Origin of the sequence: Micromonospora sp. NPDC050795 (assembly GCF_044456785.1) — a bacterium.
GTDB lineage: Bacteria > Actinomycetota > Actinomycetes > Mycobacteriales > Micromonosporaceae > Micromonospora.
The window spans coordinates 235,004-250,514 of sequence record NZ_JBITGE010000003.1; the positions used below are offsets into that span (position 1 = coordinate 235,004).

Genomic DNA, 15,511 nt, shown 5'->3' on the forward strand with positions numbered 1-15,511 from the left:
TCCCCACGCCCCACGCCCCACGCCCCACGCCCCACGCCCCACGCCCCACGCCCCACGCCCCACGCCCCACGCCCCACGCCCCACGCCCCACGCCCCGGCGATCTTGCACTTTCGGTTGTCGTTTTGTCGCTCTAACCCTTTATGTCGCCACAGAAACCGCAAGATCGCCGCAGCGGTGGGCACCCGAGGCCCAAGGCCAGGTCGATCATGGACTTGGGGTGGGCGCTTTAGCCCCGGAAGGGCGAACGCCCCTCACCACAAGTCCTTGATCGACGCGGGTCACGGGGGCAGGGCCGCGGCAGGGGCAACCGCGCCGCGGCGCAAGACCGGCGCAAGGGCGGGGCAGGGGCGGCGCCGGCGCCGGCGCAGAGAGACGCGGGGCGGGGCAGGGAGGCAGCGGGGGTTAGGGGGTGCGGAGTTCTTTGGCCAGGAGTTCGGCGATCTGGGCCGTATTGAGGGCCGCGCCCTTGCGGAGGTTGTCGCCGGTGACGAAGAAGTCGAGGGCTCGGGGGTCGTCCAGGGCGCGGCGGATCCGGCCGACCCAGGACGGGTCGGTGCCGACAGCGTCGATCGGCATCGGGAACTCCCCGGCTGCGGGGTCGTCGACCAGGATCACCCCGGGAGCGTTGCGCAGTGCCTCGCGGGCGCCCTCGGCGTCGACCTCGCTGGCGAAGACCGCGTGCACCGCTACCGAGTGGGCGGTGACCACCGGCACCCGGACGCAGGTGGCGGACACCTTGAGGTCGGGGAGGCCGAGGATCTTCCGCGACTCGTTGCGGATCTTCATCTCTTCGGATGACCAGCCGCTGTCCGCCGGGGAGCCGGCCCACGGGACCACGTTGAGCGCCATGGGTGCCGGGAACGGGCCCAGGTCGTCGCCGACCGCCTGGCGTACGTCGCCGGTGCGCGAGCCGAGCGCCCGATCGCCGGCGACCTTGGTGAGTTGGTCGTGCAGGATGTCGACGCCGGACTGACCGGCTCCGGAGACCGCCTGGTAGGAGGCGAGCACCAGCTCGCGAAGGCCGTACTCGCGGTGCAGCGGCGCGACGGCGACGATCATCGCGAGGGTGGTGCAGTTGGCGTTGGCGATGATGCCCCGGGGCCGGTTGCGGACCTGCTCGGGGTTGATCTCCGGAACGACCAGCGGGACGTCGCGGTCCATCCGGAACGCGCCGGAGTTGTCGACAGCGATCGCGCCGCGGGCGACGGCGATCGGCGCCCACTCGGCGGAGACCTCGTCGGGCACGTCGAACATGGCCACCTGGACCCCGTCGAACGCCTCGGGGGTCAGCGCCTGGACGACGAGTTCCTCGCCCCGGCAGCGCACCCGGCGGCCGACGGAGCGCTCGGAGGCGAGGAGCCGGATCTCGCCCCAGACGTTGCGTCGCCCGGTGAGCAGCTCGCACATCACCGTGCCGACGGCACCTGTCGCTCCGACCACGGCGAGGGTGGGCAGCGCCGTCATCGGCGCTACCTACCCGTCCCCGCGTAGACCACGGCTTCGGTGTCGCCGCCCAGCTCGAACGCGTCGTGGATGGCGCGGACGGCGGCGTCGAGGTCGGTGTCCCGGCAGACCACGGAGACCCGGATCTCGGAGGTGGAGATCATCTCGATGTTGACCCCGGCCGCGCCGAGGGCGGCGAAGAAGCCGGCCGCCACCCCGGGGTGCGAGCGCATGCCCGCGCCGATCAGCGAGACCTTGCCGACGTGGTCGTCGTAGAGCAGGCCCTTGAACTTGACCGGCTCCTGGATCTTGCTGAGCGCGGCCATCGCGGTGGGGCCGTCGGCCTTGGGCAGGGTGAACGAGATGTCCGTCCGGCCGGTGCCCTCGGTGGAGACGTTCTGCACGATCATGTCGATGTTGATCTCGGCGCTGGCGACGGTGTCGAAGATCCGCGCGGCGGCACCCGGCTCGTCGGACACCCCGACGATCGTGATCTTGGCCTCGCTGCGGTCGTGCGCGACCCCGGTGATCAGTGCCTGCTCCACGGAAAGGTCCTCCATCGATCCGGTGACCATCGTGCCGGTGTTGGTCGAGTATGACGAACGGACGTGGATCGGCAACCCCGCCCGCCGGGCGTACTCCACGCTACGCAGGTGCAGCACCTTCGCGCCGCACGCGGCCAGCTCCAACATCTCCTCGTAGGTGATGTGCTGGATGTGTCGGGCGTTGGGCACGATCCGAGGGTCGGCGGTGAAGATGCCGTCCACGTCGGTGTAGATCTCGCAGACGTCGGCGTGCAAAGCGGCGGCGAGCGCCACGGCGGTGGTGTCCGAACCACCGCGACCCAGCGTGGTGACGTCCTTGGTGTCCTGCGAGACGCCCTGGAAGCCGGCCACGATGACCACCGAACCCTCGTCGAGCGCTCCCTTGAGCCGCCCGGGGGTGACGTCGATGATCCGGGCGCGGCCGTGCACCGAGGTGGTGATCACGCCGGCCTGCGAACCCGTGAACGAGCGGGCTTCGTACCCCAGGTTGTGGATGGCCATGGCCAGCAGGGCCATGGAGATCCGCTCCCCGGCGGTGAGCAGCATGTCCAGCTCGCGGCCCGGCGGCAGCGGGCTGACCTGGTTAGCCAGGTCGAGCAGCTCGTCGGTGGTGTCACCCATCGCGGAGACCACCACCACCACGTCGTCGCCGGCCTTGCGGGCGGCGACGATGCGCTCGGCCACCCGCTTGATCCGCTCGGCGTTGGCGACGGAGGACCCGCCGTACTTCTGCACCACGAGTGCCACGACGGTGCACTCCCTCCCAGCGACCCTGAGCGTGCCGACGCCGCCGGAACCGGGGCCGGCGGCGCGTGTCAGACCTCATGAGGGTATCCGGCGGATAACAGAGCCGGGTCAGGTGATCCCACCATCCGGCCCGGCCGGGACCGGCCGGGGCGGTCCCACCAGGTCGGACGGGTACGCCGGGACACCCCGCCCGACACGCCGGGACGAGCCAGGTACGCGCCGGCACCCGCCAACCGCCCGCACCCACCAGAATGGGCCGGTGCCCGTCCTCATCCGCTCGGCCGGCCGCGTGATCGGGCCGCTCGTCCTCGCCCTGCCAGCCCTCCTGGTCGCCTGCACCGGCGAGCAGCCTCCGACTCCACCGCCAGCCGACCCGGGGCCGGTCGAGGTGGACGCCGCACGGGACGAGCTGGCCGCGCTGGCCGCGGCGGCTCAGGACCGTCACCTGGTGGCCCAGTACGTCTACAGCCAGACGGGTCAATCGGATCGCACCATCGTGTTCACCAGCGCGAACGACGGCAGCTGGCGGGTGGACGTGCCGGGGGGCGCCCTGGGCGGCACCGCCGACGTCTCGATGGCCAGCACGGCCGACGGGCTGTTCCAGTGCGCCCTGCCGTCGGCCGGTCGGACCGAGTCGGCGAGTTGCGTACGCCTGGGTGATCGCGACGACGCGGTTCCACGCAGGTCGGACCCCCGGGTCCAGCATCTGCTCACCGACTGGCTGGACGTGCTCACCGACCGACGCGCGCCCCTGGCCGTCGCCCCGGCCAGGACGCCCGAGGGCCTCACCGGCACCTGCTACTCGGTGGATTCCACCTCGGCGTCGCTGAACGCGCCGCTGGATGTGGGCATCTACTGCTACGACCAGGAGGGCACACCCACCGGCGTCCAGACCGGGGCCGGGACGCTGAGGCTGGCCGCCGCACCCGGCCCGGCACCGGCCACCGTGCAGCTGGCCGGCCCGGTGGTGATCGACCGGGAGCCGCTCGACACTGCCGCGCCGCCGACCCCGGACCCGTCGGAGAGCCCGGGCGCGGGAACGCCCTGATCTTCGTCCCGTTACGGGTGCTCTTGCCCACATTGAGCTACCCCATCCTGAGGGGCGAATCACCCATACAGGACGATTCGGTGTATGGCCGATCTCACCCCGCTGCTCGCCTACCGCTGGAGTCCACGAGCCTTCGACCCGGGCGCCGAGCTGACCCCGGAGGAGTCCGCCTCGCTGCTTGAGGCCGCGCGTTGGGCCCCGTCGGCGGAGAACGGGCAGCCCTGGCGGTTCGCCCTCGGCCACCGCGACGACGAGACCTGGAAACGGATCCTGATCAGCCTCCCGGTCGACGACCAGATCTGGATCCGGCACGCCGCGACCCTGGTGGTCGGCGCTCACACCGGCCTGAACACCGAGCAGGCGGCGTACGACCTGGGGCAGGCGATCGCCCACCTGACGGTGCAGGCCACAGCGCTCGGTCTGCACGTACACCAGCTCACCCGGTTCGACCGGGCCGGCCTCGCCACCGAACTCGACCTGCCCGGCGACGTCCGCCCGTTGGTGGTCGCCGCCGTCGGACGGCTCGGCAACCCGTTCGACCTCCCGGCCGACCTGCACGCCCGGGAGACCGGCCTGCGGCACCGCCACCCGGTCGCCGAGCTGCTGCTGCGTTGATCGGGCGCTGGGCTCACTCGCCCCGGCTGGCCCGGAGGAGGACCGCTGCGGCATCGGTGTTGCGATAGCGCACGTGCCGGCCCTCGCGGGTTCGGGACACGAGGCCGGCGCCGTGCAACGCGGCCAGGTGCTGGGAGACGTTTCCGGCGGACATCCCGGTGAGTCGGGCCAGGTCGGTCGTGGTCAGCGCCGTCTCGAGCAGGTACAGCAGCGTGGTCCGGCCCGGCCCGATCACCCGTGCCAGCGGGTCGCCGGGCGGCGAGGCTGTCGCCTCCCAGAGCGTCCCGACGGCACGGACCGGGTACGCACCGGCGGGCAGCGAATCCTCGAGCAGGTTCCACAGCACGTGCTGCTCGGTGAACACCGTCGGGTTCAGCGCCAGCCCACGACCGCGGAGGTCGAAGTCCCGCTCGAACGTGTCGTCGCTGATCACCCGGTCGCCGTGCCAGCGCAGGCTCGGGTGGAGGTGCTCGAAGAACCGGCCGGCGCCGCTCTCGGCGAGCTGGGCGGCCCGGTACGCCACGTCTGCGTCGAGCAGCGCCCGCATCCGCGGCCAGTCCGGGGCGATCGCCTCGTCGTACCAGACCCGCACCGCGTCGACGACCTGCGGCAGCAGCCCGCCGGGGTCGGCGAGCAGCGCCCGCCCGAACGGGCTCAGCGGCTTCTGCCAGGTGGTCGCCAGCAGGTCCTGGACCACCACGGCCGGCGGCGTCGCGGCGATCTGGTCGAGCTGCTCGGCCATCTCCACGTTCGGCCGGGCCGCCGGGGTGAGGAAGTCGGGCAGCCAGCGACCCGGCACGACCAACCCCACCAGAGGCCGGACCCGGTCGGCCACTTCGGGACGATGCAACGTCACCCGGGCCCGGTCAATCCAGGGCAGGTGCACCGCGTAGCGGACCGGGTTGGCCAGCGCCCACATGCTCATGACCGTCTCGTTGACCGGTGACACGGCGAGCCGCACTCCCGCCACGTCGGCCAGGCTGAACCGCAACTCGGACACACGCCCCCCAGGAGCAGGATTCGGCCCAGCCAAAAAGATTCGACCGTGGTCATGGGGACCCGATTCACTCCCGAACATGGGGACCAGAGAAAGCATCCGTACCGCCGTTCGAGACGTCGTACCGCCGGCCGGGCTGACCCGTGCCCTGGCCGTCCAGGCAATGGTCTACGCCGTCGGCAGTGGGCTGTTCCACGCCGGCAGCGCCGTCTTCTTCACCCGGGCGCTCGGGCTCAGCGCCGCCCAGGTGGGGCTGGGGCTCTCCATCGCGGCGGGGGTGACGCTGCTGGGCACGGTGCCGCTGGGCGGGCTCACCGACCGGTACGGACCGCAGCGGGTCTGGGTGGTCGGGCTGGTGCTGAACGCGGCGCTCTTCGCCACCTACCCGTTCGTGGGCGGCTTCGCCGGGTTCCTCGCCGTGGTGGTGGCTCTGGCCGCCGTGGACGCCGCTGTCGGCGTGGCCCGGCAGGTCTACTCGATCAACGCGCTCCCGCCGGCCGAACGGGTCACGGCGATGGCGTACCAGCGCTCGTCGCTGAACGTCGGCTTCGGGCTCGGCGCGGTGATCAGTGGCCTGGTGCTGGCGGTGGACACGATCGAGGCGTACCGCACGATGGTCTGGTTCATCTCGGCGGTCTTCCTGGTGACGGCCCTGTTCGTGCGCCGACTGCCTCGACTGCCGGAGGTGGCCCGACCGGTGGAGCCGATGAGTCGGCTCGCCGTGCTCCGGGACCGCCCGTTCATGACGGTGTCCCTGCTCTCCGGGCTGCTCACCGCACACCAGGCGCTCTACCTGACGGTCATGCCGCTCTGGATCCTCACCCACACCGACGCCCCGAAGACGGTCATCGCCGCTCTGGTGCTGCTCAACACGGTCCTGGTCGTGCTGCTCCAGGTCCGCGTGAGCCGGGGCGCGGACACCGCGGCGGGCGCGGCCCGGGCCTCTCGCCGGGGCGCCCTGCTGATCGCCCTGTTCTGTCTGGCCCTGCCGATCTCCGGGTTCACCCGGGGCTGGCTCACCATCGTGGTGCTGGTGGCCGCCGCGACGGTACTCATCCTGGCCGAGCTGATCGAGTCGGCGGGCACCTGGGGGCTCACCGCCACCCTGCCGCCGCCCGACCAGCGCGGCGCGTACGTGGGGGCGCTCGAACTCGGCACGCAGGTGCAGTACCTGATCGCGCCGGCCGGGCTGACCGCGCTCGGGGTGACCACCGGCGGGTGGGGTTGGTTACCCACGGCAGCGATCTTCGTGCTGGTGGCGGTGGCGATCGTGCCGGCTGTGGCGTGGGCGCAACGAACACCGAGGCTGGGTACCGGGGCCCCGGAGCCGGCCATGACCCCGGTCCCATAGTCCGGACCTGTCTTTCCACCCACCGCTCCATCACGTAGGGTGACTTGGTCATGTGGCAGGCGCTGCTCCTCCTTAGCCGCCGCGACGAGGCCTGACCGGCCGGCACCTCGTCGCGGAGTTGCATCGCGCCGTCCAGCACATCCGATTTTCTTCTCGGCACCGCCGCGCACCGTCGCCCGGCATCTCGCCGACACCTTCCGATCTGCTGACGCCACATGTTCCAGGGAGCACTCCGAGATGGCTCAACCTGTCACCGACGCTGAAACCGATCCGATCGCCCGGCAACGCCCGAGCCGGATGCCGTACCACCGCTACCAGCCGTACGGGGAGCAGTTCCGGGTCGAACTCCCGGACCGCACCTGGCCCACCCGCACCGTCGAGGCCGCCCCCCGCTGGTGCGCCGTGGATCTCCGCGACGGCAACCAGGCACTGATCGACCCGATGTCGCCCGAGCGCAAGCGCCGGATGTTCCAGCTGCTGGTCCAGATGGGCTACAAGGAGATCGAGGTCGGTTTCCCGTCGGCCAGCCAAACCGACTTCGACTTCGTCCGGCAGCTCATCGAAGACGACATGATCCCGGACGACGTCACCATCCAGGTGCTCACGCAGTGCCGGGAGCACCTGATCGACCGGACGTTCGAGTCGCTGCGCGGCGCGAAGCGGGCCATCGTGCACTTCTACAACTCGACCTCCACCCTCCAGCGGCGGGTGGTCTTCGGCCTGGACAAGGACGGCATCGCCGACATCGCCACGACCGGAGCTCGGCTCTGTCAGAAGTACGCCGAGATCCACACCCCGGACACGGAGATCTTCTACGAGTACTCGCCGGAGTCGTACACGGGCACCGAGCTGGAGTACGCGCTGGAGGTCTGCTCCCGGGTGATCGACGTGATCGACCCGACCCCGGACCGGCCGCTGATCATCAACCTGCCGGCCACCGTCGAGATGGCCACCCCCAACGTGTACGCCGACTCGATCGAGTGGATGCACCGGCACCTGCCGCGCCGGGACAGCGTGGTGTTGAGCCTGCACCCGCACAACGACCGGGGCACCGGTGTGGCCGCCGCCGAGCTGGGCCTGCTCGCCGGCGCGGACCGCATCGAGGGCTGCCTGTTCGGCAACGGTGAGCGCACCGGCAACGTCGACCTGGTGACCCTGGGGCTCAACATCTTCTCCCAGGGCATCGACCCGATGATCGACTTCTCGAACATCGACGAGGTCCGGCGAGCCGTCGAGTACTGCAACCAACTGCCGGTGCACGAGCGCCACCCGTACGCGGGCGACCTGGTCTACACCGCCTTCTCCGGTTCCCACCAGGACGCGATCAAGAAGGGCTTCGACGCCCTCGCCGCCGACGCGAAGGCGGCCGGTGTGCCGGTGGACGAGCACACCTGGGCGGTGCCGTACCTGCCGATCGACCCGAAGGACCTGGGCCGCACCTACGAGGCGGTCATCCGGGTCAACTCGCAGTCCGGCAAGGGCGGCGTCGCGTACATCATGAAGAGCGAGCACCAACTGGACCTGCCGCGCCGGCTCCAGATCGAGTTCTCCGGGGTGGTGCAGCAGGTCACCGACCACGACGGCGGCGAGGTCGACCCGGCCGCGATGTGGGAGATCTTCGCGACGCACTACCTGCTCGACCACCAGCCCGACCCGGCGGTCCGGCTGGCCGGCTACACGATCGGCACGGTGGACGGCAAGGTCGAGATCGAGGCCCAGGTCGGCGTGGGCGGCGAGCAGCGCTCGCTCGCCGCGGTCGGCAACGGCCCGATCGACGCGTACGTGAACGCGCTCCAGTCGGTCGGGGTGGGCGTACGGGTGCTCGACTACCACGAGCACGCGCTCTCCTCCGGTGGTGACGCTCAGGCCGCCGCGTACGTGGAGTGTGAGGTGGACGGCAGGACGGTCTGGGGTGTCGGCACCGACGCCAACATCGTCACCGCGTCGATCAAGGCGGTCACCAGCGCCGTCAACCGCGCCCGCCGCTGACCTGGGCGCGACACCCCCGAAGTGGTTTCCTACTTTGGGGGTGTCGCGGCGGGCAGTGAGTGGCAGGGCTGGGACGGCGGGGCTTCCCGGGGCGGTCGGTGGACCAGCACGAGGGCCAGCAGCGCGCCGGCCACGAGCAGCCCCGCACACCACTCCATCGCGCCCCGGAACGCGTCGGTCAGCTCGGCCTTCTGCTCGTACCCGCCGCCGGAGAGCCCGACCAGCAGCGGCAGCGCCGCCACCGCGAGCAGGCCGCCGGCGCGGGACGCGGCGTTGTTGAACCCGCTGGCCACCCCGGAGAACCGGTCCTGCACGGCGGCCAGCACCGACGCAGTGAGCGGTGCCACCACCAGGGTCAGCCCGATGCCGAAGAGCAGCACCCCGGGCAGCACGTCCCGCCAGTACGACGCGCCCGGTCCGACGCCGCGCAGCAGCAGCAGGCCGACCGCGGCGACCACCGGTCCGATGGCCAGCGGCAGTCGTGGACCGATCCGGGCGGACAGCGCGCCGGCGCGCGCGGAGCCGACCAGCAGCAGCAGGGTCATCGGCAGCAACGCGATGCCGGTGCGGAAGGCCGACCAGCCGACCACGTTCTGCAGGTAGACCGCGAAGAAGAAGGTGAAGCCGCCGAGCGCCGCGTAGACGACGACGGTGAAGATGTTCAGCACCGAGAAGAGTCGGCTGCTGAACAGCCCGGTGGGCAGCATCGCGGTGTCGCCACGCCGCCGTTCCAGCAGGACGAAGGCCGCTGCGGAGAGCACCCCGACCAGGGCGGCGACCAGCACCTCGGCGGAGTCGAACCCGCGGGCCGGCGCGTCGATCAGGGCGTAGGTGACGCCGGCGAGCGCGAGCGCTCCGAGCAGGGCTCCGGCGACGTCGAACCGCCGTCGGGTCCGACCCCGCTCCTCGGTGCGGGAGGCGCTCTCGTCCCGGCTCTCCGGCACCCAGCGCAGGGCGGCCAGCAGCACGAGCACGGCGATCGGCAGGTTGAGGAAGAAGATCCAGCGCCAGGAGAGCGCGTCGATCAGCCAGCCACCGATGAACGGCCCCAGCGCGGTGGAGACCCCGGACAGCCCGGCCCAGGCACCGATCGCCCGGCCCCGGTCGTCGGGATGGAAGCTCGCCTGGAGCACCGACAGCGATCCGGGCGTGAGCAGCGCGCCGCCGGCGCCCTGGAGGAACCGGGCGGCGATCAGCATGCCGGTGTCCTGGGCCAGCCCGCAGAGCACGGAGGCGGCGGTGAACCAGACCACGCCGATGAGGAATATGCGTCGCCGGCCGAAGCGGTCGCCCAGAGCGCCGCCGAGCAGCACGAACGCCGCCAGCATCAGCAGGTAGCCGTTGATGGTCCACTGGAGATCGGCCACGTTCGCGCCGAGGTCCTGCCCGAGTTTCGGCAGCGCCACGTTGACGACGGTGCTGTCAAGGAAGACCATTCCAGAGGCGAGTACGGCGGCGAGCAGCGTGCCCCGGCCGGCGGTGGTGCCCATCCGGAGGGCGGTCGCCGGTACGGGTGCGGTCATCCCACCAATCTGCCTTGCATCATGTGGGAGACGCCACGAAACGCCGAAACCGTGCCCGGGTACTGTGCGCAATCGCCGGGAGCCCCCAAGCTGGAGAGGTGTCGTCTGTGCGTACCAGATCAGGACCGCGAGCGGCGGTGGCCGTGCTCACCGCGGCGCTGGCGCTCGGCGTGGCCGGTTGCGTCCCGCCGGATGAGCCGACCACACCGCCGTCGAGCGACGGCGGCAACGCCGCTGAGCAGCTGAGTCAGCTGACCGTCGCTACCGCCGGCTCGATGAAGGGCTACAGCCGCGAGCGTTTCCCGCATTGGCGGGACACCGGCAAGAACTGCGATATCCGGGACAGCATCCTCCAGCGCGACGGCAAGGACGTGAAGCTCTCCGGCTGCAACGTGGTCGGTGGGCGCTGGGAGAGCGTGTACGACGGTCGCAGCTTCTCGGATCCCTCCGACGTGGACATCGACCACATGGTGCCGTTGGCCAACGCGTGGCGCTCGGGTGCCGACGAGTGGGACAACGCGAAGCGCGGCGACTTCGCCAACGACACCACCCGTCCGCAGCTTTTCGCGGTTTCCGCCTCGTCCAACCGGGCAAAAGGTGACCAGGACCCGTCGCAGTGGAAACCGGCGAACCGGTCTTACTGGTGCAAATATGCCCAGGACTGGGTGACGGTCAAGCACTACTGGAAGCTGACGGTGACCAGCGCCGAGAAGGCCGCCCTGACCGACATGTTGGAGGGCTGTTGAGTGGGGAGCAATTTGTGACCGCCGCCGGGGAGAGCGGCCCGTCCGCCGCCGGCATGACCGCGGACGGCACCGCCGAGACTCCCGCCGCCGTGCCGGGTGCCGGCATGGTCGCGGATTCGAACGGGGCGGCCGGCCCGCAGAGCCGCACCACCGACATCGTGCCCGGCCCGGGTGGCGTGATGACCGACGAGGTCGGCGTCGTCACCGGGGACCTGACGCTGCGCACCGAGTACGCGGACGGCAAGGTCACCCTGCGGGTGCAGTACAAGGACGCGGACGAGTGGTACGCGGTGACCGGTACGTCGGTCACGCTTGCCGACCCGGCTGGGCTGGACGCGGTGCACGGCGTCGCGGTGGGGCTGCTGAACCGCCCCGAGGGCTGACGGACGCCGGCACCGCGTCCATTCTCAGACGTACGAGCCGGGCTCGGTGGGCGCGGAGACCACGCTCGGCGCGTCCCCCTCGCCCTCGGGTCGGACGATCTGCGCGCTGACCCCGTGCGGGCGCAGTTCGCCGCTGGCGATCTGCTCCGCGAAGTGGCAGGCCACCCGGCTGGCGCCGATGTCCCGCAGCACCGGTCGCTCGTCGGCGCAGCGGGTGGGCTGCGCCCACGGGCAGCGGGTGTGGAAGCGGCAGCCGGTCGGCGGGTTGGCCGGCGACGGCAGGTCACCGGCGAGCAGGATCCGCTCCCGGCGGTCCTCCACGTCCGGGTCCGGCACCGGCACCGCCGACATCAGCGCCCGGGTGTATGGGTGCAGCGGCTCGGTGTAGAGCCGGTCGCTCGGCGCCTCCTCCACCAGCGCGCCCAGATACATCACGCCGACCGTGTCGGAGATGTGCCGGACCACGGCGAGGTCGTGCGCGATCACCAGGTAGGTGAGCCCCAGGCTGTCCTGGAGCTCGTCCAGCAGGTTGACCACCTGGGCCTGGATCGACACGTCGAGCGCCGAGACCGGCTCGTCGGCGACGATCAGCTCCGGGCCGAGCACCAGCGCGCGGGCGATGCCGATGCGCTGCCGCTGCCCGCCGGAGAACTCGTGCGGGTAGCGGGAGAGCGCCCAGCGCGGCAGCCCGACCGCGTCCAGGGTCTCGCCGATGATCCGTCGACGGTCGGTGCGGTCGGTGCCGATCCCGTGGGTCTGGAGGCCCTCGGTCAGGATCGACTCGACGTTCTGCCGGGGGTCGAGGCTGGACATCGGATCCTGGAAGATCATCTGCATCCGGCGACGCATGCTGCGCAGCTTGCCGGACGGCAGCGTCGTCAACTCGACGCCGTCGAAGCTGACCTCACCGGCGGTCGGCGGGGTGAGCTGGAGCAGCGCCCGGCCCAACGTGGACTTGCCGCAGCCGGACTCACCCACCAGGCCGTACGTCTTGCCGCGCGCGATGCTCAGGTCGACCCCGTCGACGGCCTTAACCTGGCCGACCACCCGGTCGAAGAGCACGCCCCGCTTGATCGGGAAGTGCACCTTCAGGTCGCGCACCTCGACGAGGATGTCGTTCTCACTCACGCTGTTTCCTCCTCGCGCGGGGCAGGCACCAGGCCCGGCAGCGGCTCCGGGTTGACGCACCGGTAGCTCCGTCCGTCGTGCGCGTGCACCAGCTCCGGCGGCTCACCCACACACTCGTCTGTCCGGCGGGCGCAGCGCGGGGCGAAGGCGCACCCGTCCGGCCACGGCAGCAGGTCGCGGACGGAACCGGGAATCGGATTGAGCTTCTCGCCCCGCCCGGCGTCCAGGCGCGGCACCGAGCCGAGCAGACCCACCGTGTACGGGTGACGCGGCTGGCGGAAGAGCGGACGACGGCGGGCCGTCTCCACCACCCGGCCCCCGTAGAGCACGTTGACGGTGTCGCACATGCCGGCCACCACGCCCAGATCGTGCGTGATCATCAGCAGCGCGGTGCCGGAGTCCCGGACCAGCTCCTTGAGCAGCTCCAGGATCTGGGCCTGGATGGTGACGTCCAACGCGGTGGTCGGCTCGTCGGCGATCAGCAGCCGGGGCTGGCAGGCCACCGCCATCGCGATGAGCGCCCGCTGGCGCATCCCGCCGGAGAGCTGGTGCGGGTACTCCTTGAGCCGCCGCTTCGGGTCGGGAATGCCGACCCGGTCCAGCAGTGCCGCCGCTTCCTTCGCGGCGGTCTCGCCCTTCATCCCCCGGTGCCGGGTGAGCACCTCGGTCACCTGCAACCCGATCGGGATCACCGGGTTCAACGAGGAGAGCGGGTCCTGGAAGATCATCGCGATGTCCCGGCCCCGGATGTCCCGCCGCGACCGGTCGTCGAGCTGGAGCAGGTCGGTGCCGTCGAAGACGGCCTTGCCGCCGACCCGCAGGCCGGGCTGCTTGGGCAACAGGCCCATGATCGCGAGCGAGGTGACGCTCTTGCCGCAGCCGGACTCACCGACCAGGCCGACCACCTCACCGGCGTCGACCGAGAAGGACACCCCGTCGACCGCATGCACGGCCCGCTGACCGCGGCGGGCGAATGTGACGGAGAGATCTTCAACTTCGAGCAGTGCCATTGCCGGGCCTACTTCCGCAGCTTCGGGTCGAGGGCCTCACGCATCGCCTCACCGAGCAGGGTGAAGCCGAGCGCGGTGATGATGATCGCGACGGCCGGGTAGATCGCCAGTGACGGCCGGATGCCGAGGTACTGCTGCGCGTCGGCGAGCATGACCCCCCACTCCGGTACGGCGGTGTCCGGGTTGCCGAGGCCGAGGAAGGAGAGCGCCGCGGCCTCGATGATCGCGGTGGCCAGGGTCAACGTGGCCTGCACGATCACCGGGGCGAGCGAGTTCGGCACCACGTGGGTCAGGGCGATCTTCGACTTCTTGACGCCGAGCGAGGTCGCCGCCAGCACGTAGTCGCTGTTGGCCTGAGAGATCATCGAGCCGCGCAGCAGCCGGGCGAACACCGGCACCGAGACCACACCGACCGCGATCATGACAGTGGTCAGGCTGGCCCCGAGCAGGGCGGCGATGCTCACCGCCAGCAGCAGGCTCGGCATCGCCAGCAGCATGTCGATGAAGCGCATGAGGGTGGTGTCGATCCACCGCCCCCACCGGCCACCGAGGCCGGCCGCGGCACCGGAGATGCCACCGATCAGCGCGCCGACCGCCAGACCGATCAGGGTGGAGACCACGCCGACCAGCAGGGTCTGGCGGGCGCCCACGATCATCCGGCTGAACTCGTCCCGGCCCTGGTGGTCGTAGCCAAACCAGTGGTCGCCGTTCGGGCCGGGGATGACACCCGGCTTGATCAGCCCCTCCCGGATGCCGATCGTGTCCGTGGCCGCGTACGGCACGAGGAACGGGCCGACCACCGCGACCAGCACGAAGATCGCCAGGATGACCGCGCCGACGATGGCGGCAGGGTTGCTGCGCAGCCGGCGGAACGCCTCCTGCCAGAGGCTGACGCCCCGCTCGTCGTCACGGGCGGCCAGCTCGGAGAGCCGGTCGATCTTTTCCTTCTTCTTGCCTGGGCTGAGTGTCATCGCACCCTCACCCTCGGGTCGATGAAGCTGTAGGAGAGATCGACCAGGAGGTTCACCAGCACGTACACCACCGCGATGATCAGGATGAAGCCCATCAGCACCGGATAGTCGCGTTGGCCGATGGCCTCGGCGACGAACGCTCCGATGCCGCTGAAGGCGAAGACGGTCTCGGTCAGCACCGCACCGGAGAGCAGGCCGCCCGCGAGCAGACCGATCGAGGTGGCGACCGGCAGCATGGCGTTGCGCAGGACGTGCCGGCGACGAACCGTCTGCTCGGTCAGGCCCTTCGCCTCGGCTGTCCTCACGAAGTCCTCGTTCAGCACCTCCAGCACGCTCGCCCGGGTGATCCGGACGATGATCGCCAGCGGGATGCTCGCCAGCGCGATGCTGGGCAGCACCAGATGCCAGAGGGCGTCGGCGGCGGCGTCCCACTCACGGGTCATCAACCCGTCGAGGACGAAGAAGTTGGTGACCCGGGTCGCCCCGAGTGTCGGGTCCTGCCGGCCGCTGGACGGGAACCAGTGCAGGTTCTCCGAGAAGATCGCTTTGAGCACGTAGCCCAGGAAGAAGACCGGGATGCAGATGCCGATCAGCGAGCCGCCCACTGACGCGTGATCCAGGAAACGGCCGCGACGACGGGCGGCCAGGTAGCCCAGCGGGATGCCGACGCCGATCGCGATGATCATCGCGGTGATGGTCAGTTCGACGGTGCCGGGGAAGCGCTCGATGAACTCCGTGGTGACCGCCCGCTTGGTGGAGGTCGAGGTGCCCAGGTCGAGCTTGATCAGCCGACGGACGAAACGGCCGTACTGCACCAGGATGGGCTCGTCGAGCCCCATGTTGCGGCGGATCGCGGCCCGCATCTCGGGTGTGCCGCGCTCGCCGAGGATGGCGGTCTCGGGGCCGCCGGGAAGTCGGCGGAGCCAGATGAAGAGCAGGAGGGAGAGCCCGAACAGCGTGGGTATCAGCTGAAGCAGGCGCCTGACGATGAACCGGAACACGGCGGCCTCGAAG

At 70.9% G+C, this 15,511-nt stretch carries 14 protein-coding genes; 6 read left to right on the forward strand and 8 right to left on the reverse strand.

The window, feature by feature from the left end; translation table 11 throughout:
- Positions 1-403 precede the first annotated feature (403 nt).
- Both ACIBEF_RS04700 and ACIBEF_RS04705 read right to left on the reverse strand, forming a co-directional pair.
- Positions 404-1,465, reverse strand: coding sequence for an aspartate-semialdehyde dehydrogenase (locus tag ACIBEF_RS04700; protein WP_355006018.1), 1,062 nt, complete (start codon positions 1,463-1,465; stop codon positions 404-406).
- 5 nt (positions 1,466-1,470) lie between these two features.
- Positions 1,471-2,736, reverse strand: coding sequence for an aspartate kinase (locus ACIBEF_RS04705; RefSeq protein WP_396791196.1), 1,266 nt, complete (start codon positions 2,734-2,736; stop codon positions 1,471-1,473).
- Between the two features lie 259 nt (positions 2,737-2,995).
- Between ACIBEF_RS04705 and ACIBEF_RS04710 the strand changes: the two genes are divergently transcribed.
- Both ACIBEF_RS04710 and ACIBEF_RS04715 read left to right on the forward strand, forming a co-directional pair.
- Positions 2,996-3,784, forward strand: coding sequence for a hypothetical protein (locus ACIBEF_RS04710; protein WP_396791198.1), 789 nt, complete (start codon positions 2,996-2,998; stop codon positions 3,782-3,784).
- An 84-nt stretch (positions 3,785-3,868) separates the two neighbouring features.
- Positions 3,869-4,399: a nitroreductase family protein gene (locus ACIBEF_RS04715; protein ID WP_396791200.1), complete on the forward strand. Its 531-nt coding sequence runs from the start codon at positions 3,869-3,871 to the stop codon at positions 4,397-4,399.
- Between the two features lie 13 nt (positions 4,400-4,412).
- Here the strand turns inward: ACIBEF_RS04715 and ACIBEF_RS04720 are convergent, their stop codons facing one another.
- The gene (locus ACIBEF_RS04720; protein WP_396791202.1) at positions 4,413-5,399 is read right to left on the reverse strand and encodes an ArsR family transcriptional regulator; all 987 of its coding nucleotides are present in this window, start codon (positions 5,397-5,399) and stop codon (positions 4,413-4,415) included.
- Positions 5,400-5,475: 76 nt separating this feature from the next.
- Between ACIBEF_RS04720 and ACIBEF_RS04725 the strand changes: the two genes are divergently transcribed.
- Together ACIBEF_RS04725 and leuA are read left to right on the forward strand one after the other, a co-directional pair.
- Positions 5,476-6,747, forward strand: a complete 1,272-nt coding sequence (locus ACIBEF_RS04725) for an MFS transporter (protein WP_396791204.1) — start codon at positions 5,476-5,478, stop codon at positions 6,745-6,747.
- Between the two features lie 237 nt (positions 6,748-6,984).
- The gene (gene leuA / locus ACIBEF_RS04730) at positions 6,985-8,736 is read left to right on the forward strand and encodes a 2-isopropylmalate synthase (RefSeq protein WP_396791206.1); all 1,752 of its coding nucleotides are present in this window, start codon (positions 6,985-6,987) and stop codon (positions 8,734-8,736) included.
- Positions 8,737-8,765: 29 nt separating this feature from the next.
- Here the strand turns inward: leuA and ACIBEF_RS04735 are convergent, their stop codons facing one another.
- Positions 8,766-10,259 (reverse strand): MFS transporter, encoded by a 1,494-nt coding sequence (locus tag ACIBEF_RS04735; protein ID WP_396791208.1) that lies wholly within the window; start codon positions 10,257-10,259, stop codon positions 8,766-8,768.
- Positions 10,260-10,366: 107 nt separating this feature from the next.
- Between ACIBEF_RS04735 and ACIBEF_RS04740 the strand changes: the two genes are divergently transcribed.
- Together ACIBEF_RS04740 and ACIBEF_RS04745 are read left to right on the forward strand one after the other, a co-directional pair.
- On the forward strand, positions 10,367-11,005 hold the full coding sequence (locus ACIBEF_RS04740; RefSeq protein ID WP_396791210.1) for an HNH endonuclease family protein: 639 nt from the start codon (positions 10,367-10,369) through the stop codon (positions 11,003-11,005).
- A complete protein-coding gene (locus ACIBEF_RS04745) occupies positions 10,999-11,388 on the forward strand; it encodes a hypothetical protein (RefSeq protein WP_396791282.1) in 390 nt (129 codons plus the stop codon). Before ACIBEF_RS04740 ends, ACIBEF_RS04745 begins: the two co-directional genes overlap by 7 nt.
- 24 nt (positions 11,389-11,412) lie before the next feature.
- On the opposite strand, the gene ACIBEF_RS04750 is transcribed toward ACIBEF_RS04745, so the two are convergent.
- Genes ACIBEF_RS04750 through ACIBEF_RS04765 form a run of 4 tightly spaced genes read right to left on the reverse strand, consistent with a single transcriptional unit; the run spans position 11,413 to position 15,498 of the window.
- Positions 11,413-12,516: an oligopeptide/dipeptide ABC transporter ATP-binding protein gene (locus ACIBEF_RS04750; protein ID WP_355006027.1), complete on the reverse strand. Its 1,104-nt coding sequence runs from the start codon at positions 12,514-12,516 to the stop codon at positions 11,413-11,415.
- The gene (locus ACIBEF_RS04755) at positions 12,513-13,526 is read right to left on the reverse strand and encodes an ABC transporter ATP-binding protein (protein ID WP_396791213.1); all 1,014 of its coding nucleotides are present in this window, start codon (positions 13,524-13,526) and stop codon (positions 12,513-12,515) included. The genes ACIBEF_RS04750 and ACIBEF_RS04755 overlap by 4 nt, the downstream gene beginning before the upstream one ends.
- 8 nt (positions 13,527-13,534) lie before the next feature.
- Positions 13,535-14,497 carry an ABC transporter permease gene (locus ACIBEF_RS04760; RefSeq protein ID WP_396791215.1) on the reverse strand — a complete coding sequence of 321 codons (963 nt, stop codon included), beginning with the start codon at positions 14,495-14,497 and terminating at the stop codon, positions 13,535-13,537.
- Positions 14,494-15,498 carry an ABC transporter permease gene (locus ACIBEF_RS04765; protein WP_145778530.1) on the reverse strand — a complete coding sequence of 335 codons (1,005 nt, stop codon included), beginning with the start codon at positions 15,496-15,498 and terminating at the stop codon, positions 14,494-14,496. Before ACIBEF_RS04765 ends, ACIBEF_RS04760 begins: the two co-directional genes overlap by 4 nt.
- Between the last annotated feature and the right edge of the window lie 13 nt (positions 15,499-15,511).